Annotated in this window: 19 protein-coding genes and 1 pseudogene; 7 read left to right on the plus strand and 13 right to left on the minus strand. The window is 69.1% G+C overall.

Going from position 1 to position 21,295, the window contains the following annotated elements; genetic code table 11:
* Window position 1 precedes the first annotated feature (1 nt).
* Together ACZ7OI_RS31995 and ACZ7OI_RS32000 are read left to right on the plus strand one after the other, a co-directional pair.
* A complete protein-coding gene (locus ACZ7OI_RS31995; RefSeq protein WP_470268052.1) occupies window positions 2-586 on the plus strand; it encodes a class F sortase in 585 nt (194 codons plus the stop codon).
* Between the two features lie 94 nt (window positions 587-680).
* Window positions 681-1,478 carry a VOC family protein gene (locus ACZ7OI_RS32000; RefSeq protein WP_470267814.1) on the plus strand — a complete coding sequence of 266 codons (798 nt, stop codon included), beginning with the start codon at window positions 681-683 and terminating at the stop codon, window positions 1,476-1,478.
* 843 nt (window positions 1,479-2,321) lie between these two features.
* On the opposite strand, the gene glpK is transcribed toward ACZ7OI_RS32000, so the two are convergent.
* The gene (gene glpK, locus ACZ7OI_RS32005; RefSeq protein WP_470267815.1) at window positions 2,322-3,830 is read right to left on the minus strand and encodes a glycerol kinase GlpK; all 1,509 of its coding nucleotides are present in this window, start codon (window positions 3,828-3,830) and stop codon (window positions 2,322-2,324) included.
* Window positions 3,831-3,852: 22 nt separating this feature from the next.
* Entirely contained in the window at window positions 3,853-4,599 is a 747-nt protein-coding gene (locus ACZ7OI_RS32010; RefSeq protein ID WP_470268053.1) for an MIP/aquaporin family protein, read from the minus strand.
* 213 nt (window positions 4,600-4,812) lie between these two features.
* Between ACZ7OI_RS32010 and ACZ7OI_RS32015 the strand changes: the two genes are divergently transcribed.
* A complete protein-coding gene (locus ACZ7OI_RS32015; protein WP_470267816.1) occupies window positions 4,813-6,582 on the plus strand; it encodes a glycerol-3-phosphate dehydrogenase/oxidase in 1,770 nt (589 codons plus the stop codon).
* Window positions 6,583-6,615: 33 nt separating this feature from the next.
* On the opposite strand, the gene ACZ7OI_RS32020 is transcribed toward ACZ7OI_RS32015, so the two are convergent.
* The gene (locus ACZ7OI_RS32020) at window positions 6,616-7,149 is read right to left on the minus strand and encodes a GNAT family N-acetyltransferase (RefSeq protein ID WP_470267817.1); all 534 of its coding nucleotides are present in this window, start codon (window positions 7,147-7,149) and stop codon (window positions 6,616-6,618) included.
* Window positions 7,150-7,228: 79 nt separating this feature from the next.
* On the opposite strand from ACZ7OI_RS32020, the gene ACZ7OI_RS32025 reads away from it, so the two are divergent.
* A complete protein-coding gene (locus ACZ7OI_RS32025) occupies window positions 7,229-8,752 on the plus strand; it encodes a class I adenylate-forming enzyme family protein (protein ID WP_470267818.1) in 1,524 nt (507 codons plus the stop codon).
* Here ACZ7OI_RS32025 and ACZ7OI_RS32030 read toward each other — a convergent pair.
* From ACZ7OI_RS32030 to ACZ7OI_RS32050, 5 genes are all read right to left on the minus strand, one after another.
* Complete coding sequence (locus tag ACZ7OI_RS32030) at window positions 8,746-10,026, minus strand: histidine kinase (RefSeq protein WP_470267819.1); 1,281 nt, start codon at window positions 10,024-10,026, stop codon at window positions 8,746-8,748. The genes ACZ7OI_RS32025 and ACZ7OI_RS32030 overlap by 7 nt on opposite strands.
* On the minus strand, window positions 10,011-10,394 hold the full coding sequence (locus ACZ7OI_RS32035; RefSeq protein WP_470267820.1) for a DUF1707 SHOCT-like domain-containing protein: 384 nt from the start codon (window positions 10,392-10,394) through the stop codon (window positions 10,011-10,013). Before ACZ7OI_RS32035 ends, ACZ7OI_RS32030 begins: the two co-directional genes overlap by 16 nt.
* An 8-nt stretch (window positions 10,395-10,402) precedes the next feature.
* On the minus strand, window positions 10,403-10,960 hold the full coding sequence (locus ACZ7OI_RS32040) for a DUF1707 SHOCT-like domain-containing protein (protein ID WP_470267821.1): 558 nt from the start codon (window positions 10,958-10,960) through the stop codon (window positions 10,403-10,405).
* A gap of 54 nt (window positions 10,961-11,014) precedes the next feature.
* Entirely contained in the window at window positions 11,015-12,808 is a 1,794-nt protein-coding gene (locus ACZ7OI_RS32045; protein WP_470267822.1) for an acetyl/propionyl/methylcrotonyl-CoA carboxylase subunit alpha, read from the minus strand.
* Window positions 12,809-12,909: 101 nt separating this feature from the next.
* Window positions 12,910-13,209: an SAV_915 family protein gene (locus tag ACZ7OI_RS32050; RefSeq protein WP_037816056.1), complete on the minus strand. Its 300-nt coding sequence runs from the start codon at window positions 13,207-13,209 to the stop codon at window positions 12,910-12,912.
* A gap of 50 nt (window positions 13,210-13,259) precedes the next feature.
* On the opposite strand from ACZ7OI_RS32050, the gene ACZ7OI_RS32055 reads away from it, so the two are divergent.
* Window positions 13,260-13,979 (plus strand): hypothetical protein, encoded by a 720-nt coding sequence (locus ACZ7OI_RS32055; RefSeq protein ID WP_470267823.1) that lies wholly within the window; start codon window positions 13,260-13,262, stop codon window positions 13,977-13,979.
* 42 nt (window positions 13,980-14,021) lie between these two features.
* Here the strand turns inward: ACZ7OI_RS32055 and ACZ7OI_RS32060 are convergent, their stop codons facing one another.
* From ACZ7OI_RS32060 to ACZ7OI_RS32075, 4 genes are all read right to left on the minus strand, one after another.
* Window positions 14,022-15,368 carry a dicarboxylate/amino acid:cation symporter gene (locus ACZ7OI_RS32060; RefSeq protein WP_470267824.1) on the minus strand — a complete coding sequence of 449 codons (1,347 nt, stop codon included), beginning with the start codon at window positions 15,366-15,368 and terminating at the stop codon, window positions 14,022-14,024.
* Between the two features lie 103 nt (window positions 15,369-15,471).
* Window positions 15,472-16,083, minus strand: a complete 612-nt coding sequence (locus tag ACZ7OI_RS32065) for a Maf family protein (protein WP_470267825.1) — start codon at window positions 16,081-16,083, stop codon at window positions 15,472-15,474.
* Window positions 16,084-16,722: 639 nt separating this feature from the next.
* Window positions 16,723-18,342: a DHA2 family efflux MFS transporter permease subunit gene (locus ACZ7OI_RS32070; RefSeq protein WP_470267826.1), complete on the minus strand. Its 1,620-nt coding sequence runs from the start codon at window positions 18,340-18,342 to the stop codon at window positions 16,723-16,725.
* Window positions 18,323-18,931 carry a PadR family transcriptional regulator gene (locus ACZ7OI_RS32075; RefSeq protein WP_470267827.1) on the minus strand — a complete coding sequence of 203 codons (609 nt, stop codon included), beginning with the start codon at window positions 18,929-18,931 and terminating at the stop codon, window positions 18,323-18,325. The genes ACZ7OI_RS32070 and ACZ7OI_RS32075 overlap by 20 nt, the downstream gene beginning before the upstream one ends.
* A 380-nt stretch (window positions 18,932-19,311) precedes the next feature.
* Between ACZ7OI_RS32075 and ACZ7OI_RS32080 the strand changes: the two genes are divergently transcribed.
* Window positions 19,312-19,530 (plus strand): hypothetical protein, encoded by a 219-nt coding sequence (locus tag ACZ7OI_RS32080; protein WP_470267828.1) that lies wholly within the window; start codon window positions 19,312-19,314, stop codon window positions 19,528-19,530.
* A 114-nt stretch (window positions 19,531-19,644) separates the two neighbouring features.
* Window positions 19,645-19,836, plus strand: a pseudogene (locus ACZ7OI_RS32085) (hypothetical protein); the annotation flags it as partial.
* A gap of 93 nt (window positions 19,837-19,929) precedes the next feature.
* Here the strand turns inward: ACZ7OI_RS32085 and ACZ7OI_RS32090 are convergent.
* Entirely contained in the window at window positions 19,930-21,234 is a 1,305-nt protein-coding gene (locus ACZ7OI_RS32090; RefSeq protein ID WP_470267829.1) for an MFS transporter, read from the minus strand.
* Window positions 21,235-21,295: the final 61 nt, after the last annotated feature.

Here is a 21,295-nt window from a genome sequence, read left to right on the forward strand (position 1 = left end):
GATGATCAGGAAGACAATCGCCGCGTCGGCCGTCGCGCTCGCCGCGCTGCTGTCCGGATGCTCAGTCGGCTCGATGAGCGCGGCACCCGTTTCCAGCGTTCCGTCCACCTCGTCGGCCGCGATGCCGAAATCGCAACCGGTGTCGCTGGACATCCCGAGCATCGACGCGCATTCCAGCCTGGTGCCGCTCGGCCTCAATCCCGACAATTCGGTGCAGGTCCCGCCGGTCAGCACGCCGCTGCAGGCCGGCTGGTACGAAAACGGCCCGACACCCGGCGAGGTCGGCCCCGCGGTCGTGCTCGGACACGTGGACGGGAACAAGCACAAAGGGATCTTCTACCGGCTCAAGGAAATGAAGCCGGGAGACGACGTCGACATCGCCCGCCGCGACGGCTCCACCGCGCATTTCGAGGTGACCAAAGTGGACCAGGTGCCCAAGGACGTCTTCCCGAGCGACGCGGTCTACGGGGACACCTCGGATCCGCAACTGCGCCTGATCACCTGTGGCGGCGCGTTCGACCGGGCCGAGCACAGCTATGTGGACAACATCATCGTGTACGCCCACCTGGTGAACGGCGGGCATTGAACGGACGATTGAACGGGCATTGAACAAGACGCCCCCGATTTTGTCGGTCCCCGGTGCGACACTGTGGCGGTCGGCACAATTCCGGGAGGCGCGCATGATCACCAGGACTGAACCGTGGCCCGCGGGCACACCGTGCTGGGGCGACCTGATGGTGCCTGACCGCGACAAGGCGGTCACGTTCTACGAGGGTCTGCTGGGCTGGAAGGTCGAATCCGGCGGCCCGGAGACCGGTTTTTACGGAATGGCGCAGATAGCCGGAAAACCGGTCGCGGGCATCGGCCAGATCCCGCCGGAGCAGGCGGGCATGCCGCCGATGTGGACGACGTACCTGTCAGTGTCCGATGTGGACAAGACGGTGTCCGCGATCGCGGAGGCGGGCGGACAGGTCATCGCCCCGCCGATGGACGTCTTGACTGAGGGCCGGATGGCCATCGCGACCGACCCGACGGGCGCGACGTTCGGGCTGTGGCAGCCCGGTCGGCATTCCGGAACGCAGGCCACCCTCACGCCCGGTGCGCCCGCGTGGAACGAATGCATGACGCGGGATTTCGCCGCGGCTAAGCAGTTTTACGGGGATGTGTTCGGGTACGGGTTCGGGGACATGTCCGGGCCGGGCTTCACGTACGCGACGCTGGACGTGGACGGCCGGCCTGTCGGCGGCCTCGGCGAATTGTCCGCGGACAGCCCGGCGCAGCCCGGGTGGGCGACGTACTTCTGGACGTCGGACGCAGATGCGTCCGCGGCGCGGGTTATGGAGCTGGGCGGGACGGTGGTGAACCCACCGGTGGATACACCGCACGGACGGCTGGTGGTCGCGACGGACGACCAGGGGGCGGGGTTTTCGTTGATGGCGCCCAACGCCCAGTCGGGGACGCAGGACGGGTGGGGGTGAGGTTGGGGAGAGGCTTTGGGGCTCGCCGGACCGGCGGGGCGAGGTGCGGGGCTGGGTAAGGCGAGGTGCGGACCGGCAAGACGAGGCGAAGTGTGGGGCTGGGCTGGGCTGGCGACGTGCCGGACCGGCAGAGCGAGGCACCAAACCGGCAGAGCGAGGCGCAGGGCTGGGCGTTGAGAGGCGCCGGACCCGCTGGGGAGGCACCAAATCGGCAGAGCACCGGTGCGGGGCTGGGCAGAGAGAGGCACCGGACCGGCAGGGCGAGACGCCAAACCGACAGAGCGAAACGCGGGGTCGGGCAGGGCGAGGTGCCGGACCGGCAGGCGAGGCGCGGGGCCGGGCATTGCTGGGTGGCATTGCTGGGTGCGGCACCGGCTGAGCTGAGCCGACTGGTGCTGTGCGTTGGCGGGCCGAGCCGGATTGGCGCTGGGCCGAGCCGTGCGGCGGGTCGAGTCGTGCGTCGGCGGGCCGTGCCGTGCCGTGCGGTGCGGTGGCGGGTCGAGTCGCGCGGCGGCAGACCGAGCCGTGCGGTGCTGTGCCGAGCTAGCGCTGCGCCCCACTAGACCGTGTCGTGCCGGTCGTGCCGACTCGCGCGGTGCTGGGCAGGGCGAGTCGCGGCGAGCAGAGCAGGCCAAGCTGGTCCGTGCCGTGCCGTGCCGTGCCGTGCCGTGCCGTGCCGTGCCGTGCCGTGCCGTGCCGTGCCGTGCCGTGCCGTGCCGTGCCGTGCCGTGCCGTGCCCGCGCATGGGCATGGGCAAGAAGTCCGTGAGGGGAATCCCGAAGGAACCACCGTCCCTCAGGCTTCCCCTCACGTCCCTTCACCCAGCCAAACCCACCAGAAGGATCAGTCCTCCACCCAGTCGAAGGTCTTCGTAACCGCCTTCTTCCAGTTCCGGTATTCCTTCTCACGCCGCGACTCGTCCATCGACGGGTCCCACTGCTTGTCCTTCGCCCAGTTGGTCCGGATGTCGTCCTCCGACTCCCAGAACCCCACCGCCAGCCCGGCCGCGTACGCCGCTCCCAGTGCGGTCGTCTCGTTCACCACGGGACGGATCACCGGCACCCCGAGGATGTCCGCCTGGAACTGCATCAGCAGCTCGTTCACGACCATCCCGCCGTCGACCTTCAGCGACTTCAGCGGGACACCCGAGTCGGCGTTCATCGCGTCGATCACCTCTCGCGACTGGAACGCCGTCGCCTCCAGTACCGCCCTCGAGATGTGGCCCTTGTTCACGAACCGGGTCAGGCCGACGATCGCGCCGCGGGCGTCCGAGCGCCAGTACGGGGCGAACAGGCCCGAGAACGCCGGCACGAAGTACGCGCCGCCGTTGTCGTCGACCGTTCGGGCGAATTCCTCGATCTGGCTCGCCGACGAAATCAACCCCAGGTTGTCCCGCAGCCACTGCACGAGCGAACCGGTGACCGCGACCGAACCTTCCAGCGCGTACACCGTGTCGTTCGAGCCGATCTTGTAGCAGACCGTCGTCAGCAGGCCGTTTTCCGACAGCACCTTCTCCGTGCCGGTGTTCAGCAGGACGAAGTTCCCGGTGCCGTAAGTGTTCTTGGCCTCGCCCGGCGAAAGGCACGCCTGGCCGAACGTCGCCGCCTGCTGGTCGCCCAGGATGCCCGCGATCGGCACCTCGGCCAGTGCTCCGCGCGGGCGGACCTTGCCGTACACCTCCGACGACGACCGGATCTCCGGCAGCATCGACAGCGGGATCCCCATCTCCGCCGCGATGTCCTCGTCCCACTTCAGGGTGTCGAGGTCCATCAGCAGCGTGCGCGACGCGTTCGTCGGGTCGGTCACGTGCACGCCGCCGTCGGTGCCGCCGGTCATGTTCCACAGCACCCAGGTGTCCATGTTGCCGAACACCAGGTCGCCCGCCTCGGCCCTGGCCCGCGCGCCCTCGACGTTGTCGAGGATCCACTTGATCTTCGGGCCGGAGAAATACGTCGCGAGCGGCAGGCCGGTCTTCGAGCGGTAGCGCTCCTGCCCGCCGCCGAGCGCTCCCAGCTCAGCAGCGATCTTGTCGGTGCGGGTGTCCTGCCAGACAATCGCGTTGTACACCGGCTTGCCGGTCTTGCGGTCCCACACGAGCGCCGTCTCGCGCTGGTTCGTGATGCCCACCGCGGCGATGTCGGTCGGCCGAAGGTCGGCCTTGGCGAGCGCGCCCGCCGCGACCGCGCGGGTGTTTTCCCAGATTTCCTCGGCGTTGTGCTCGACCCAGCCCGCCTTCGGGAAGATCTGCTCGTGCTCGCGCTGGTCGACCGCGACGACACGGCCGGAGTGGTCGAAGATCATGCAACGCGTCGACGTGGTGCCCTGGTCGATCGCGGCCACGTACGAAGTCATGGATTTCCTCCAGGAAAGGGGATCAGGTCAAGTTGTGGACGGCGAGCCACACCACCGCGGCCAGCGCCGCGCCGACGAGCGGCCCGACGACCGGCACCCACGAGTAGCCCCAGTCGGGGTCGCGCTTGCCCTTGATCGGCAGCAGGAACGCGTACGCGAGCCGCGGGCCGAGGTCGCGGGCCGGGTTGATGGCGTAGCCGGTCGGCCCGCCGAGCGAGATGCCGATCACCAGCACGACGAACGACACCCCGGCGTAGCCGAGCGCCGAGTTGCCGAAGTCCGGCCCGGACGCGGCGGTCTTGAAGACCGGGGTGAACAGGATCCAGCCGACCAGCACGAAGGTGCCGATGATCTCGGTCACCAGGTTCCACGCCTTGTTCCGGATCTGCGGGGCGGTGGAGAAGATGCCGAGCGTCTCCTCGGGATTCGGGTGGTCGTCGAACTGGAGCTTGTACGCCAGCCAGCACAGCACCGCGCCGAGAATCGCGCCGAGCATTTCCCCGATCAGGTAATACGGCACGACCGTCCACGAGACTTTGCCCGAAATGGCGAGCCCCAGCGTGACCGCCGGGTTGAGGTGCGCGCCGGTCGGCGCGGCGATGCTGGCTCCCGCGAACACCGCGAAGCCCCACCCGAAAGTGATGAACAGCGTTCCGGCTTGGAAGCCGTTGTTCTTGCGCAGCACGACGTTGGCCACCACGCCGTTGCCCAGCAACAGGAGCACTGCTGTGCCCAGCAGCTCCCAGACGATGATCGCGCCCGGACTCAGACTTACGCTCACGCTCTCCGCACCTCCACACTGGACAGTCTGTGCAGGGCCGAACACGTCCGGCCACAGCCCCGTCGCCGACCCCAGTCCGCGGCACGTTACCGCCGCGTACGCGCGCAATCCATAAGCCGGGCGAAGCAATGTGACCATGATCGTCATGGGTTCCGCCACACGTGTCACCTCGGGGTCAGCAGACGATCACGCAAGCGTGCGATGCTGGGGAAGGTGGAGCACGAGGAGGAACGAGTGGTGACGAATCCGCAGAACGGCAGCGAGCCGGCCCAGCTGGGCCCGGCGGGCCGGGAGGAATCCTGGCGGCGCTTCGGCGACGAGACCTTCGACCTGGTCGTGATCGGCGGCGGCGTCGTCGGCGCGGGCACGGCGCTCGACGCGGCGACCCGCGGCCTGCGGGTGGCTCTCGTCGAGGCCCGCGACCTGGCGTCCGGCACGTCCAGCCGGTCCAGCAAGCTCTTCCACGGCGGCCTGCGGTATCTCGAGCAGCTCGAGTTCGGCCTGGTGCGCGAAGCGCTGCACGAGCGCGAGCTGATGCTGACGAAGATCGCGCCGCACCTGGTGAAGCCGGTGAGCTTCCTGTATCCGCTGACGCACCGGATCTGGGAGCGTCCGTACACCGCCGCCGGCTTGCTGATGTACGACACGATGGGCGGCGCCCGGTCGGTGCCGGGCCAGAAACATCTCACCCGGGCGGGTGCCCTCCGAATGGTCCCCGCGCTCAAGCGGTCCGCGCTGATCGGCGGAATCCGGTATTACGACGCGCAGTCGGACGACGCGCGGCACACGATGACCGTCGCGCGCACCGCCGCGCATTACGGCGCGGTGGTCCGGACCTCCACCCAGGTCGTCGGCTTCCTGCGCGAGGCGGACCGGATTTCCGGCGTGCGCGTGCGCGACGTCGAGGACGGCCGCGAGACCGAGATCCACGCCGGCGCGGTGGTCAACTGCACCGGGGTGTGGACCGACGAACTGCAGCGGCTGTCCGGCGGCCGCGGCCGGTTCCGCGTGCGCGCCAGCAAGGGCGTGCACATCGTGGTTCCGCGCGACCGGATCGTGTCGGAGTCGGGGATGATCCTGCGCACCGAGAAGTCGGTGCTGTTCGTGATCCCGTGGCGCAACCACTGGATCGTCGGCACCACCGACACCGACTGGAACCTCGACCTCGCCCACCCGGCGGCCACCAAGCACGACATCGACTACCTGCTCGAACACGTGAACTCGGTGCTCGCGACGCCGCTTACGCACGACGACATCGAAGGCGTGTACGCGGGGCTGCGCCCGCTGCTGGCCGGAGAGAGCGAAGAGACGTCGAAGCTGTCGCGCGAGCACGCCGTCGCGCGGGTCGCGCCGGGCTTGGTCGCGATCGCGGGCGGCAAGTACACGACGTACCGGGTGATGGCGGCTGACGCCGTCGACGCCGCGGTGGTCGACCTGCCGGGCCGCCCGCCGTCGTCCATCACCGACAAGGTCCCGCTGATCGGCGCGGACGGCTACCACGCGCTGGTCAACCAGGCGGATCACCTGGCTGCGGAGCACGGGCTGCACCCGTACCGCGTGCGGCACCTGCTCGACCGCTACGGCTCGCTGGTGCACGAGGTGCTGGCGCTCGCCGCGGACCGGCCGGAGCTGCTCAAGCCGATCGAGTACGCGCCGGATTACCTCGGCGTGGAGGTCGTGTACGCGGCGAGCCACGAGGGTGCGCTGCACCTGGAGGACGTTCTCGCCCGGCGCACGCGGATCTCGATCGAGTACGCCCACCGCGGCGTCGACTGCGCCGAGCAGGTCGCTCAGCTGGTGGGCGGCGTGCTGGGCTGGTCGGAGGAAGAGACGAAGCGCGAGGTCGAGGTCTACCGGGCGCGGGTCGAGGCGGAGCGGGATTCGCAGCTGCAGCCGACGGACGAGTCGGCGGACGCGCTGCGGGCGGCGGCTCCGGAGGCCCGGGCGGGATTGATCGAGCCGGTCAGCTGAGGTTTCCTCGTGAGTGCCGGAGAGATCCGGCGCTCACGAGGGCTTGAGCACCCACCGGATGAGCGTCTCCCCGCTGGGCGAGGGCCGGTCTTCGGGTCCGACGCGGCTGAATCCGGCGCGCCGGGCGACGATCTCGGACGCGGTGTTGCTTTCGTCGTGCCGGTAGGCGATCTCGTGCAGGCCGAGCCGGGCGAACCCGAACTGGATCGCGGCCGAAAGCCCCACTGCCGCAATGCCTTTGCCCCGTTCGGCCGGATGCGTCCACACCGATGCCTCGGCGGTGCCGAAGTCGAGGTCCAGGTCGCGCAGCCCGACCTCGCCGAGCAGCCGGCCGGTCGCCGGTTCGGCCACGGCCCACGAGCAGCGTTCGTCGCACGCCCACTGCGCGGCGCGCAGCGTCACGTATTCGGTGGCTTCGTCGGGCGTGCGCAGCCGGTAATTCAGCACGTACCGCCGATGCCGCGGGTCCGCGAACGCCTCCATCAAGGCGGGCCGGTCGTCGAGCTTCCGGTCCGCGCGCAGCTGACGCAGGTAGTACGCGCCCGCGTTGATTTCCACGGGTTCCACAACTCGAGCCTAACCGTCCGGAACCGGGAAACGGCTGCGTGCCGCGTCACCACCGGGGCGGACGAAGGGTGAAAAATCCTTGCCGTTTCGGGCAGCGCTGAGGGAAAAGCCGTCGCGGGCGATGATCACCCTGGCAGCGTTGCGGGTTATGCCGGACAATCTGACCCAGTTTGCCGTCGACCATTCCCGTCTGCACGGATGGGACGACCTTCCCGCTTTCCTCGCCGACGGCCGGACCTGGACGTTCGCCGAGGTCTACGCCGGGGCCGCGCGCGTCGCCGGCGGTTATCGCGCCGCCGGGCTGCGCCGCGGCGATCGCGTTCTGCTCGCGCTTCCGGACAGCATCGAAATGGTCTGGTGCCTGCTCGGCGCGTGGCAGGCCGGAATCGTCGCGATTCCGGTGAATGTCCAAATGAGCCACGACGATCTGACCCGCGACATCCGCACTGCCGAACCCGCGTTGATCGTCGTCGACCCGGAAACCGCGGGCTGGCTCGACGACGCCGGTCTCGCCCCGACCACCGGCGCGGATCGGCTGGCGAAGGCGGAACCGGAGACGGAGTTCGCGCCGGGCGGCGATCATCCGTCGCACGCGATGTTCACGTCCGGGACGACCGGTGCGCCCAAGCTGTGCTTCTACCTCCACCGCAACTTCGACCCGGCGATGCTCCGCACGGACGGCGTCGGGACGGTCGCGTTCTCGGTGTCGCGCATGTATTTTGCCGGCGGCCTCTACTCCTCGGTGATGGCGACGATCTGCACCGGCCAGACGTCGGTGCTCTCGCGACCGCGCGCGACCCCGGCCGCCGCACTGGAGTTGATCCGCCGCCACGACGTCGCGACGCTGTTCGCGCAGCCGAGTTTCTACGCACGTCTGCTGCAGGAGCCGGGGCACGCCGAGACGCTCGGGCAGCTGCGTGGCGCGATGTGTGCTGGCGAAGTGCTTTCCGCGCGGCTGCGCGAGAAGCTGGTGCCGATTTTCGGCGACCGGCTCACGAATCTTTACGGTTCCACCGAAGGGGGCGGATACGCCGTTGGCCGACCGGCGGACTACGCCGACCCCTCGGCGGTGGGGCCGGCTTTCGAGGGGCGCTCGGCGCGTGTCGTGGTCGACGGGCAGGAGGTGGCCGCCGGTGTGCAAGGCGAACTGCAGGTTCTGGTCCCCTTCGCCACAAGGGGTGTCGTTCGCGGCAGCCTCGGCCCGGATCAGGTGACCGACACCTGGTGGTCGACCGGAGATCTCGGGTCGATCGACGCACAGGGCGTCATCCACGTCTACGGACGGCTGGACGACGTCGAGGTGATCGGCGGGCAGAACGTGGTTCCCGGCGAGGTCGAACGGCTACTCGAAAGCCACCCGAAGGTGCGTGAAGCGGCGGTCAGCGCGGTGCGGCGCGAGGCAGGGGACACGACGCTGCGCGCGTACGTGGTCGCGACCTCGGGGCCTGGCGACGACGATTTGGGCGCTGAGTTGGTCGCGCTGACTCGCGAGCACCTGTCGTGGTACAAGGTGCCGCAGGACGTGACCTGGCTGGAAGCGTTGCCGCGCAACGCAAACGGCAAGGTGTTGCGGCGGCAGCTCCGTACCGCAGGCGGTCAATGACCTAAGCCAGGCGAAGGGATCGCCGGGAACTCCGCGTGCACGGCGGTCCCTTCTCCTCGCGCGGACTCGATAGTCAGCGCGCCCGCGACCCGTTGCACACGCTGACGCATCGCTTCGAGGCCGAAGCCGGTGCCGTCGCCGCGATCGCCGGGGGCGAAACCCCTTCCGTCGTCGCGGATATCGAGCATGACCAGGTCGTTGGTATAGGTCAGCGTGATGCCGATCCGGCGGGCACGCGCGTGTTTTTCCGCGTTGGCCAAGGCTTCCTGCGCCACCCGGTACATCGCCACCTCCAGCTCCGGCAGCAACGGACGCGCATCGCCTTCGACGTCGGCGGTCACCTTGGCACCCGAGGTGTCGGACACGCGATTCGCCAAGCCTGCCAACGCTTCCGGCAGGTGCGAGTCCGCCAATGGCTCTGGCCGTAATGCCTGTACCGCTCGGCGCGCCTCGGTGAGACTGTCCTTCGCCAGCGTGTGCACGTGGGCGAGATGCCGTTGCCGATCCGCGGCTTCGGTGGCCTTGTCGGCGGCTTGCAACTGCGTGACGATGCCGGTCAGTCCTTGGGCGACGGTATCGTGGATTTCGCGAGCCATCCGCTGTCGCTCGTCGAGCACCCCTGCCTCGCGGGCTTGAGTGAGCAGTTGTGCGTGCAGCGCCGCGTTTTCCGTCAACGCCGTTTCCAGCTGTGCGTTCGACTGCGCGAGTTTTTCGTTGGTACGACGGCGTTGCTCGTTCTCCGCACCGACGAACCACGCCACATACAGAATTGGCCCGACGATCGACACTGCGGTGATCCACGGCGGCGACGGCTGCCAGATTCCCTTGGCCAGCAACGGAACCACCGCTGTCGCCGCCGCGGCGAAGATGCTCCAGCGAGTTGGGAACAACACGAACGCGATCGGGTAGCCGATCGAGGCGAAGGCGGTGAACGGATCCAACCGTGAGGTGAGCACGGTCGCGCCGGCCAGCAAAACGACGAAGAATCCGATGGCCAGCCAAGGCTTTCGCGTGCGCTGCGGGAAAACCGGAATCAGTACCAGCAGCCACAGCCCGCTCACCGCGGCGAGAAGCAGCGTGGTGCGCCACTGCGCGGGAGTGCCGTGCGGCTGACCTGCGGCGATGATCGTGCACACCGCGAGCGCCACAATCCCGATCCCGGCGAACACCGGGCCCGCCCATCGCTCGGCCTTCGGATCGACCGAACCCGGCCGCAGCCCCATCATCGGGCTGAGCCGCGGTCCGCGTTCTCGCGGGCTCAGCGGCGTCGCCATCCGCTGAGCAGGATCAGCAGCAGCGGCAGTGCGAACACGATCAGCAGCCGTCCGCGCGTCACGATGAGCACGACGACCGCCAAGGCGATCGAAAGCGGCACCGAATAGCGCATCACGAACGAACCGAGCCTGCCGTTCCCGGCAGCCGGTACGACCGGTTGCGGCCGGGCCGTGGCCAGCAGCGCGCTCGGGCGCGGCGAGGGCAGGTCGTCGAACAGCGGCACCAGTTCGCTCACCAGCTTGGCTGACGTGACCTTCGCCGAACGGCTGCCGTATTCGTCGATGTCGAGGCGTCCGGTGCGGACGTGCTCGGAGAGGACGTCGAGCGCGTCCTGCCGTTCGTCGTCGCTCAACCGCAGGTCAGCCATGGTCCGCCTCAGCGGTCCAGACGGCGCTGCCGCCGGTGTTCGTCACGCATCGCCCGGAACTCCTCGCGGCGCTCCCGGTGCCGGTCGTGGTGGTGATGGTCATGGTGCTCGAAACCCTTGCCCCAGAGCGCGCGGCCGACGGCGGTGAGCGCGATCGGCGCGAAGATCACCGGCCAGCCCGCGGTGCCGGTGGCGATCAGGGCGATCGCCGCGATCCACACCAGCGGAATCAAGGCGGCGACGGCGCGTTGCCCGGCCGACCACTCCGGCTGCCGTGCGGCCACCTCGCCGGAAGCCGCGGGCTGCGGCACGGGCATCGGGGGCGGTGGCGCGGCCGACTCTGGCGCGGCGGTCGCGCCCGCGCCGAACACCGGATGCGGCACCGGCAGGTCGTTGAACAGCTCGCCCAGTTCTCCCCGCGTCTTGGCCGCGGTGATCCGGGCGGAACGTTCGCCGAACTCGTCGATGTCGATCCGCCCCGCGCTCATGTGCTCACCGAGCGCATTCAGCGCGGACTCTCGCTCCTGGTCGCTGATCCGCAGCTGCGGAGACGGAACCTCAGTCACGTAGTCGATGGTAGGCCGCGCGGGGGCGCGGCACCCACGACATTCAGCACAACTTCAGTCCTTGAGCTCCAAGAGTTGCGTTCCCTGCGTGACCGCGGAGCCGATCTCGACCGAAAGCCCGGTGACAGTGCCCGCTTTGTGCGCGGTTACCGGGTTTTCCATCTTCATCGCCTCGAGCACCACGATCAGCTCGCCGGCTTCGACGTGCTGGCCTTCCTCGACCGCGATCTTCACGATGGTGCCCTGCATCGGCGCGGTGACCGCGTCGCCACTCACCGCTGCCTTCGCGCCGCCGGCCCGCTTGCGGGGCTTGGCTTTCGTCGCCGCGGGCGCGCCGCCGCCTTCGAGAGCGAAGCCGCCCGGCAGCGACACCTCGAGCCGGCGTCCGCCGACCTCGACCACGACGTTCTGCCGCGGAGCCTCTTCCTCGGCCTCGATGTCCGGCGCGACGAACGGCTCGATCTTGTTGTCGAACTCGGTCTCGATCCAGCGGGTGTGCACGCTGAAGCCGTTGTCGTCGCCGATGAACGCCGGGTCGTTGACGATCACGCGGTCGAACGGCAGCACCGTGGCCATGCCCTCGACTTCGAACTCGGCCAGCGCGCGACGGCTGCGCTCCAGCGCGTTCTGCCGGTCCGAACCGGTGACGATGAGCTTGGCGAGCATCGAGTCGAACTGGCCGCCGATCACGCTGCCGGATTCGACACCGGAGTCGACGCGCACGCCCGGCCCGGACGGGGCCACGAACTTGGTGACCGTGCCCGGTGCGGGCAGGAAGCCGCGGCCGGCGTCCTCGCCGTTGATGCGGAACTCGATCGAGTGGCCGCGCGGCGTCGGGTCCTCGGTGATCCGCAGCTTCTCGCCGCGCGCGATGCGGAACATCTCGCGGACCAGGTCGATGCCGGTGGTCTCCTCCGACACCGGGTGCTCGACCTGCAGCCGGGTGTTCACCTCGAGGAACGAAATGGTGCCGTCGACCGCGACGAGGTACTCGACGGTGCCCGCGCCGTAGTAGCCGGCCTCTTTGCAGATGGCCTTGGCGGACTCGTGGATCCGGGCGCGCTGGTCGTCGGACAGGTACGGCGCGGGGGCCTCTTCCACCAGCTTCTGGTGGCGGCGCTGCAGCGAACAGTCGCGGGTGCCGACGACGATCGCGTTGCCGTGCTGGTCGGCCAGCACCTGCGCTTCGACGTGCCGCGGCTTGTCGAGGTAGCGCTCCACGAAGCACTCGCCGCGGCCGAACGCGGCCACCGCCTCGCGCGTCGCGGATTCGAACAGCTCGGGGATTTCTTCGCGGGTACGGGCGACCTTCAGGCCGCGGCCGCCGCCGCCGAACGCCGCCTTGATGGCGACCGGCAGGCCGTGCTCGTCGGCGAACGCGATGATCTCGTCGGCGTCCTTCACCGGCTCCTTGGTGCCGGGCACCAGCGGCGCGCCCGCGCGCATCGCGATGTGCCGCGCGGTCACCTTGTCGCCGAGGTCGCGGATCGCCTGCGGGCTCGGCCCGATCCAGGTCAGGCCCGCGTCGAGGACGGCCTGGGCGAACTCGGCGTTCTCGGAAAGGAAGCCGTAGCCGGGGTGGACCGAATCGGCACCGGCACGCTTGGCGGCGTCGAGGATCTTGTCGATCGCGAGGTAGCTCTCGGCCGCGGTGTTCCCGCCGAGGGCGAAAGCCTCGTCGGCGAGGCGCACGTGCGGAGCGTCGCGGTCCGGGTCGGCGTACACGGCCACGCTCTGCAGGCCCGCGTCCTTCGCGGCCCGGATCACGCGAACCGCGATCTCGCCCCGGTTCGCGACCAGGATCTTGGTCACCGGACCGCCTGTGCTCGCGGTGTCCTGCTCGCTCACCACATACCTCCCGTGCCCGTCGCCGCGCTGCTGGTCAACCGGGAGTCTACGGATCCAGGCAGGGCCTGGATTGAGAGGTGGACCACCCAGTTCGGTCCTGTTTATACCCGTCCGGCGGGAGCCTGATGCCGCAGTTCGGCCGGTAGTTCAGAGTCGAGCACGATGACGTCGTAGGGGTTGACCTGGTGCACCAGCGCCAGGTTTTCGGTGTTGACCAGGATCCACGGCTGGTGCTCGCCGCAGCAGTCGACGAGCCGGTCGAGCGCGGTGAAGGCGACCAGCGCGGTGCGGCCGTCGGGGGTGCGGCGCAGTTCGACGTTGGCTCCGGTCTGGCCGTCGGTGGTCGGGCCGGTGGGGCCGGTCGGCAGGTAAAGGGCCGGGGGCAGATTGGGGTTCGTCACTCCGACAACATAGACGGACACGGTGCGCAAGGTCGCTTACAGTCTCGGATATGGGGACTTGGCCGAAGCGCATCCCGCGATCCGCGCTGCTCACCGCCGTTCTCGCGGCGGTGGTGACGGCGGCGGCGCTCGTGGTGGTCGTCGCGCTGCGCCCGAAACCGGACGGCGCGGTGACCATGCCGCCGCGCGAGCCCGCGGCGGCTCCGGTCGAAGCACCGTCCTCGACCTGTGGAAACGGCCCGTGCCGCCAGTTGGCCGCGGTCAGCGTCGGCGGTACCCCGGTCATGTTGCTGGCCGACGCCGCGGGCAGCTGGGGCCGGGTCCAGATCGGGCAGCAGCCGTTCGAACTGGCGATCACGAACCTGGGCGCGAAGCTGACGGCAGGCTCGCTGCGCTGCGTCGACGGCGCGACCGCCGCGTGCCTGATCCGCGGCGACGCGGCCGGCGGCTCGTACGGCGAATTGCTCACCGAGTCCGGCGGGGTCTGGCGCGACTACGGCAAACCGTATTTCTCCGACGCGGGTTCGCTCTCGCTCTACGACGTCAGCCAGGACGGCCGTCCGGACGTGATCGTCGTCCGGCACGAATGCCCCCAGGCGGTCTCCGGAACGCCGCGCTGCCAGGCGGCTCCGGTGGTGGCGGAGGTGTACGAACTCGACGGCGAGGTGATGGGGTGCACGAGCACCGTCACCTCGCCGTCGAATTTCCGGGGCTGGCCGGACGTCGAGCTGAAGAAATCCCAGCTGCGCCGGTGTTCCGGCAACTCCTGAGCGGCGATTCCGGTTCTCACCGGCGTTGCCGCGCACGAGACGTCAGGCGGTCGCGGGACGGGCGGCGCCGCCCTCGTCGCGGTGGTTCGGGCGAGCGGTCTGGGTATTGAGGATTTCGTCGTCGAGCAGCCCTTCGCTGCGGGCGACGATCGTCGGGACCACGATCTGGCCTGCGACGTTCGTGGCCGTGCGCATCATGTCCATGATCGGGTTCACCGAGTAGATCAGCGCGATGCCGAGCGCGACCTGCTTGGCGTCGAGGCCGATGAACGCGGTGGTCAGGGTGAGCGCGGTCAGCCAGCCGGTGGTGCCCGCGGTGGCCAGCGCGCCGACGACGGCGACGACCACGATGCCGACGTACTGCCCGAAGCTCAGCGGCACCCCGGCGAGGTTGGCGATGAAGATCGCGCCGATCGCCGGGAACACCGCGGCGCAACCGTCCATTTTGGTCGCGCTGGCGAGCGGGGTGGCGAAGGCGGCGTACCCGGGGTCGACGCCGAGGTTCACCGCGGACTGCCGGGTCAGCGGGAGCGTCGCGGAGCTGGACTGCGACGCGAACGCGAACTGGATCGCGGTGCCAGCCTTGGCGAAGAACGTCAGCGGGCTCACCTTCGCGACGAGCTGCAGCAGGATCGGGTAGACCACGAACAGGATCAGCAGGCAGCCGACGTACACCGCGATCGTGGTCGACAGCAGCGGGCGGAACAGCGCGTCGCCGTAATTGGAGACCGCGGCGCCGATCAGGCCGATGATGCCGATGGGCGCGAGCCGCACGATCCAGCCCAGGTAGCGCTGGACGATTTCGAAGACGCTCGTGGTGAAGTCGACGAACGGCTTCGCCTTGTCGCCCAAGCTGTAGGCGGCGGCACCGATCACCACGGCCAGAAAGAGCACCTGCAGAGTGCTGCCCTCGGCGAAGGCGGAGAAGAAGTTCTCTGGCAGCAGGCCCTTGATGAAGGCGTCCCAGGAACCCCAGTGGCTCATGCTCTTCGCGGCCTTGTCGGCGTTCTTCGCGGTGGCCGCGACGCCCTCGCCGAGCCCGCCGGAGCCGGGGTTGAACAGCTTGCCGACCGCGATCCCGATCAGCGAGGCGATGAACGACGTGATCGCGAACCACAACACGGTCTTGCCGCCGAGCCGCGCGGCGGTGCGGCCGCCGCCGAGGCCGCGGAGGCTGTTGATGCCGACCACGATCGCGGTGAAGACCAGCGGGATCACCGCGATCTGAAGCAGGGTCGTGAAGATCGTGCCGATGTGGTCGAGGGTGTCGGTCAGCCAGCCGGCTTCAGTCGTCCGCGCGAGCACGCCGAGGCCGGCGCCCACGACAAGCGAGCCGAGCACGGCCGCGGCGAACACGCGCGGTTTGGTGTACGTCCCGATGAAGGACATGAGCCACCCCAGGGAGGTCGAGAGTTTCCGCTGGCCCGGGTGCGGGCCGGAATCGACTTTCCCTGATCACTCGTCCGAGTGACACATCGTCCCAATATGTGAACTATTTCCACATCTCGGTGACGCTGACGCCGACTTCGGCGAGGAGCTGCCGCAGAAGCGGGAGGCTGATCCCGATCACGCTCGACGGGTCCCCTTCGACGCCCTCGACAAACCACCCGCCGAGCGCGTCGAGCGTGAAGGCTCCCGCGACGTGCAGCGGTTCGCCGGTGGCGACGTAGGCGTCGATCTCGGCCTGGCTGGGGTTGGCGAAGTGCACGGTGGTGGACCGGGTGCCGGAGGCTTCCTTGGTGCGCTGCCCGCCGTCGAGCCGGACCACGGCGTGCCCGGTGAGCAGGACGCCGGAGCTTCCGGCCATCCGAGCCCAGCGCTGCTTCGCGACCTCGGCGTCGGCGGGCTTGCCGACCATCTCGCCGCCGATGGAAAGCATGGAATCGCAGGCGACGATCACGGCGTCGGGTTCGGAGACCATCTCGACGACAGCGTTGGCCTTGGCCTTGGCAAGCGCCGTGACGAGCTCGGCGGGCGCCGGGTCGGTGAGCGAGGCGGCGACGGCGTCCTCGTCGACACCGGACACGACGACGGCCGGGTCTAGACCGGCGCTGCGGAGTACGGAGAGGCGGGCGGGGGACTGGGAGGCGAGGACTAGACGCACGTGCGAACGCTACCTCGGTGGGGAGGGCGGGGGTTCGGGGGCGTGGCCCGGGGTGGAGGTGCCGTGTTGGGCGGAATCCGGGGGCGGGGTCGGATGGCAGGGTGCTGAGTTGGGCGATTCCGGTGTGCGGCGCGAGGGGCGACGGGGCGGTGCGCGGTGCGAGGGGGCGGTGCGACGGGCGAGGGGCGTGGGAGCGGTGCGGGGATGAAGGCGCGGTGCGAGGGAACGGTGCGCAGGGCAACGGCGCGGTGCGACGGGCGCGGTGCGACGGGCGATCGCGAGGGGTGGGGAGTTGCGAGGGCAACGGTGCGGTGCGAGGGGTGTGGGAGCGAGTACGAGGGGCGGGCTGCGATGTTGCTGGGCAGCGGGAGACCTCGCGGCCGCGTACGTGGCAGTCGCCGCAGACAGGTTTTGTGTTTCACCGCAACACCGCAACACCGCAACACCGCAACACCGCAACACCGCAACACCGCAACACCGCAACACCGCAACACCGCAACACCGCAGCTGCGTGACGCGGGCCGCGCTCGGGCCCGGACCCGGCTCACCCCGCCGGGCCTCCTGCTCGCGTTGCCCCTCCCTCGTCGCCTTCCCCGCCCCGGCTGGGTTCGCCCAGCCGGGGCCGTCGAGGTCAGGCGTTCATCGGGCCGGTTCCGGAGCGGGAGCGGTCGGTGCTGGCGTGTGCGACCGGGGCGTCACCCGGCGCAGGGCGGCTGCCGACAGGACTCCCAGCACCAGCACCGCGATCGGCAGGATCAGCGTCGCGCGGGCGGCGTCGGTGAGTCCATTGTGGACTACCTCGCCCGCGAGGCGGCCCGCTTGGGCGGCGAGGTCCGCCGGGAGGCCGGGGATCGGGGCCTGGCCGCCGGAGCCGCCGAATTCGCCGGTGGAGGCGGCGGCGTGGGCGATTCCTTCGGTGAACGGTGCGCGGTATTGCTCCGGCAGTTGCTGGGCCGCGGTGGTGGCCTCGCTGGTGATCGACGCGCTGATCCGTGCCTGCAGGAGCACGCCGATCGCGGCGCTGCCCAGGACTCCGCCTACCTGGCGGGCGGTGTTGAAGATGCCCGAGGCCGTACCGGTGAGCCGCGGTTCTACCGACGCCATCGTCAGGTTGCTCATCGGCGAGAAGATGCAGCCGACGCCGAGACCGCACACCAGCAGGGCCGGGATCAGTGCCCACGGGCTCGTGTCCGGACGTGCTTGCAGCGCGATGATGCCGACGCCCGCGGCCAGCAGGGCGAGGCCGCCCATCACCAGGTATTTGCCGTTGATCCGGTCCGAGGCGCGGCCTACGAACGGAGCGATCACGCCGGACAGCAGCGACATCGGGGCGGTGAGCAGGCCGGCCATGGTGGGGGACAGGCCGAGCACCGTCTGGATGTAGATGATCAGCGGCAGGAACATGCCGGTCATCGTGAAGCCGACCGTGGTCGCGGTGAGCGTGCCCGCGGAGAAGTTGCGGTTCGCGAACACTGCCAGCGGGACCAGCGGTTCGCGGCGGTTGTAGCGCTGCCACAGCACGAAGGCGACCAGCAGCACTACTCCGGCGCCGATGATTTCGAAGACCGTGATGCCGCCGAACACCGTGCCCCAGTCGTACTGCTGTCCATTTTGGACACCGAACACGATGCAGAACAGCCCGGCGGCGGACAGCAGAATGCCGAGCAGGTCGAACGAGTGCGAATGCTTCGGCTGCCAGTCCGGCACCAGCCACAGCGTCAGCGCGATGGCGACGACGCCGATCGGCACGTTCACGTAGAAAATCCACTCCCAGCCGAGGTGCTGCACCAGCACGCCGCCCAGCAGCGGGCCGGTGATCGTGGCCAGGCCGGCCACGCCGCCCCACGCGCCCATCGCCGCGCCGCGCTTCGCGGGCGGGAACAGGTGGCTGATGAACGCCAGCGTCTGCGGCGTCATCAGCGCCGCGCCGAGGCCTTGCACGGCACGGGCGGCGATCAGCATCTCGACGTTGCCGGACAGACCGCACCACAGCGACGACGCGGTGAACACGACGAGCCCGGCGACGAAGACGCGCTTCGGGCCGAAGCGGTCGCCGAGGCGGCTGGTGAACAGCATCGGCACGGCGTAGGTCAGCAGGTAGACGCTGATCACCCACACCACGGAGTTCAGCCCCGCTCCGAGGTGCTGCAGCATGGCGGGCACCGCGATGGACACGATCGTGGTGTCCAGCAGGATCATGAAGAACCCGATGCAGAGCGCGCTGAGCGCGGCCCACGGGTTAACCGGTCTTGCGTTCATGGTCTTCCTTGAGCTTGAGTTTCTTGTCCTGGAAAGGGATCCGGCCGCTGTCGAGGTCCGCGGACAGCTGCTCGATCCACGCGAGCTCGAACTTCCGCTGCGCCGCGCTGTAGCGGAAGTCGAGCCAGTAGATGTCGGGGGTGCCGTCGGATTCCAGCCGGTCGATGAGCACCTCGTCGGAGGCCACGGCCGCGCGCAGCCGGGTCAGGCGGTGCTCCAGTTCGAGCAGCGCCACGTCGCGCCCCAGATCGTCGATCACGGCGAGCCCGCTGAGTATGTCGCTGTAGTCCGGCACCACGTCGCCCAGCATTTGCCGGGCTCGTTCCTGGAAGGCGTCTTTGCCCGCGTCCGTCATGGCGTAGACCGTGCGCTCCGGCCGCCTGCCGTCTCGCTGGGTTTCGACGACGTCGACGAAACCGTTGCGCTGCAGCCGATCCACCGTGTGATAGAGCGAGCCGGCCTTGAGCTTCACGCGGGTTTCGACGTGTCGTTCCCGCATGAGCTGTGCCATTTCGTACGGATGCATCGGCCGCTCGTGCAGCAGCTCGAGCACGGCGACGCCCAGCGCCGTGAGCTTGGCCGCGACCATGACGGTGTTCCTCCAGGGATCCGATCGAGTGATACCAAGCGGGTTATTCCATGTGGACTATACGGTGTGGAGCAAGCTGTGGTCCAGTGTGATCTGCGCTGGTGAGCAGCTCGTGGCTGACGGTGATGGGTGCTGCGTTGATGGGGCGAGCGTAACCAGGACCACCGACGAAAACGGGGGATCGCCTGTTCGACGGCTACTTCCGGCCGGTGCGAGGCGGGCGGGCGGACTGCCGTGACCGGTGCCAGTCAACCCGGCCCGTTGCATGCGCCAAGAGGGCGATTACGCGGATGCCCGCCGGCGGTAAACTGAGCGACGGCGCAGGGCTGCCGCGCTGGGGGAGGGACTCTGATTCCCAGGCGGCCAAGGAGCGGGTGTTGGTGACTGCGCTGTCTTCAGGGGTGCTCTGGCCGACCGTCACGGTCGTCCTGGTTCTTGTGGTGCTGCTTGCGGTGTCCGGTTGTGTGGCGCTGGTTTTGCTGGCCAAGGCTTTGGCGTCACCGAAGGGGGAGAGTTCGGTCCGGGTCCTGGTGCGGGTGGTTCCGTGGCTCCGGATCGAGGTCGAGGCCAAGGCCGGAACGGACCGCGCGCGACGATGACGATCGCCTAGTCGACCGCATCGTTGCCCGGAATCGGCAACCCGGGCCAAGCTCGGCGCATGGGCAGTCGGCTGGGAAGGTTTCTTCAACACCCGAGACCTCGGCGGTCTCCCGACTCGATCCGGCAGCGACACCGGATCCGCGCGGTCCTACCGGTCCGCCGACGAACAGCTCGACGGAACCCCGCTGTACTGCCGCGTTTTCCTTGACCGCAAAGCAGAACGCTGCGCGACCGTCCTGGCCGACGTCGCCCGGAAACCATCGCCTCCGACTACGCCCTCTCGGCCGAAGCCGTACTGCCGCTGAACAAAGCGATGGGCGTCGAAGACCAAACCGCTCGCGACTACCTCGTCCGCGCCGGAATGGCCGCGGACGAGGTAGACCGTCTTCGGGACCGGCTCAGTCGGTGACCTCATGCAGCCGCCGCGCCCGGCGGCTGCCCAGCGAATACCAGCCAGCGATCCCGGTTCCGACGGTGAGCGCGGCCGCGCTGAGGCCCAGCGACCAGTGCACCCCGACCGCGGAACCGAGCAGCCCCACGGTGAATCCGCTGCCCGCGCGAAGGCCGTTGGCGGACACGCTGTACACGCCGATCACCCGGCCGCGTTCCTCCGGTTTCGCCAGCAACTGCACGACGGTCTGGCCGATCGACATCGACGCCAGGTTCGCCACGCCGCCGATCACCAGCAGCGCCACCGCGATCGGGTAGCTGGCGGTCATCGCGAAGAACAGGCTCGAGATCCCGTAAATCGCCGTGCTGATCACCGCCGCGGGCACGTTCGGTTTGATCTTTCCGGTCGCCTCCAGCAGGATTCCGCCGATCACGCCGCCCGCGCCGTTGGCGAACAGCAGCACGCCGTAGGCGGTTCCGGCGCTGCCCGCGCCGAGGTCCTGCGCGAAGATCGGCATCGAACTCTGCATCGAAGCGCCGACGAAGAACGCGCCGAGTCCGGCGAGGATGATCATCCCGACCATCGTCGGATTCCCGCTGATTTCCTTCAGTACCCGCACTGAATCCATCAGTCCGACCCGTGGCCGGCGGATGATTCCGCCGTCTCGCGTGTGTCCGGTGAACTTGGTGCGGAACAGGAACACGGTCAGCGGCAGGTAGAACGCGACGTTCACGAAGATGCCCGCCACCGGTCCGAGCCCGAGCAGCAGGGCCGAGCCGACGACCGGGCCGAAGAGAATGCCCAGGCTGCGGAAGGTGGCGTTGAGCCGGACCGCGCTGGGCAGTTCAGCGGGCCCGACGAAATCGTGCAGCATCAACTGTTCGCCCGGCCCCCAGATCGCGCCCGCGCAGCCGTGCAAAATCAGCAGTACGCAGGCACTCCACACCTCGAGGGTGTCGGTGAGGATCAGCACGCCCCACGCCGCGGACACCGCCATGAACAGCACCTGCGCGGCCTGGATGATCCGGCGGCAGTCGTGCCGGTCGGCCAGCCCGCCGAAATACACCGAGAACAGCAGGAACGGCACCCAGTGGCTGATGACCTCGAACCCGGTCAGCGCGGGCGACTGGAACTTCTCCCACAGCACCCAGTAGGTGATGACGTGTTCGACGTTGTCGGCCATCATCGCCAGGCCGGTGCCGATCAGGTACGGACGGCAATCCTTGTTGTAGAGCGCCGCGAATTTGCGCGGGGCTGCCGGGGCAGCCTCGACTTCGGGTTGGTGCGCCGGCACCCCGCACGCGGAACACATGACTGAGAACCCCCTAGTGAGCTGGTGCGCTCAACGCTAGACGAGACGTTGCGTCTTGGCT

This window comes from Amycolatopsis sp. NPDC114503 (genome assembly GCF_055633655.1).